The 1263-nt window shown below is 68.7% G+C and carries 1 protein-coding gene; it reads left to right on the forward strand.

The features are described from left to right. Nucleotides 1–50 precede the first annotated feature (50 nt). Nucleotides 51–1256 (forward strand): IS30 family transposase, encoded by a 1206-nt coding sequence (locus ACWF0M_RS38115; protein ID WP_452240641.1) that lies wholly within the window; start codon nucleotides 51–53, stop codon nucleotides 1254–1256. The last annotated feature ends 7 nt before the right edge of the window (nucleotides 1257–1263 follow it).

Below are 1263 nucleotides of genomic sequence, written 5' to 3' on the forward strand. Positions count from 1 at the left end.
GGCGGGCTCAAGGGGTGATTGCAACGCCTTCTGGTTGAAGGGGTGTTGTGATGGGTGGTCGTCCTCGGTTTCCGGTGGAGTGGGAGTACGGGTTCTGGGGTGGGGTGCGTGCGGGGCTGGGTGTTGGGGAGGCTGCGGCGGCGGTCGGTGTGTCGCATGCGAAGGGTTGGGAGTGGTTCGGTGATCGTGGCGGGGTGATGCCATCGGCGGGAGCGGGCGGGCGGGGGCGGTGTTTGAGTTTCGCCGAGCGGGAGGAGATCGCGGTGCTCAGCGCGGCGCGGTTGGGGGTGCGGGAGATCGCGGAGCGGCTGGGGCGGGCTCCGTCGACGATCAGCCGGGAGTTGCGTCGGGTGCCGCGTAGCCCGAACACGCATTCTGGTCCGGTGTATCGGGCGTCCACGGCGCAGGCCGATGCGGACGTGAAGGCGCGCCGGCCGAAGGAGGCGAGGCTGGCGACGAATCTGGTGTTGCGGCGTGAGGTGCAGGCCCGGTTGGAGGAGAATCACAGTCCTGAGCAGATCGCGGCCAGGTTGCGCGAGGATTTCCCTGACGATCCGGAGATGTGGGTGTCGCACGAGACGATCTATCAGGCGCTGTTCGTGCAGGGCCGCGGCGCGCTGAAGCGTGAGCTGGTCCGGCATCTTCGTACCGGCCGCGCGGTGCGGAAGCCGCGGCGGGTCGAGGGGGTGCGGCGGGGGCAGATTCCGGGCATGGTCAACATCGCCGAGCGGCCCAAAGAGGTCGAGGACCGCGCGGTGCCGGGCGACTGGGAGGGTGACCTGATCCTGGGGTCGACCGCGTCCGCCTCCGCGATCGGGACCCTGGTCGAACGCGCCACCGGGTTCACGCTGCTGCTGCACCTGCCCGGCGACCACACCGCCGACACCGTCGCGGACGCGATGATCCACAAGATGACCGAGCTGCCCGAGCAGCTGCGCCGCAGCGTGACCTGGGACCAGGGCAAAGAGATGACCAACCACGCCCGGATCGCCGAGGCGACCGGGCTGGACATCTACTTCTGCGACCCGCACTCGCCCTGGCAGCGCGGGTCGAACGAGAACACCAACGGCCTGCTGCGCCAGTACTTCCCCAAAGGCACCGACCTGTCCCGCTGGGGCCCCGGCTACCTCGACAAGGTCGCCACCGAACTCAACAACCGGCCCCGCAAACGCCTGGCCTGGCGCACCCCTACCGAAGCCCTCGACAAACTACTATCCGACCAAGCAAATCCACCCGGTGTTGCAACCACCGCATGAATCCGCC

This window comes from Kribbella sp. NPDC055110 (assembly GCF_053607525.1).

Excerpts from the sequence above, each read along its gene's own strand:
- ACWF0M_RS38115 (WP_452240641.1), top strand. The coding sequence starts at position 51 with ATGGGTGGTCGTCCTCGGTTTCCGGTGGAGTGGGAGTACGGGTTCTGG.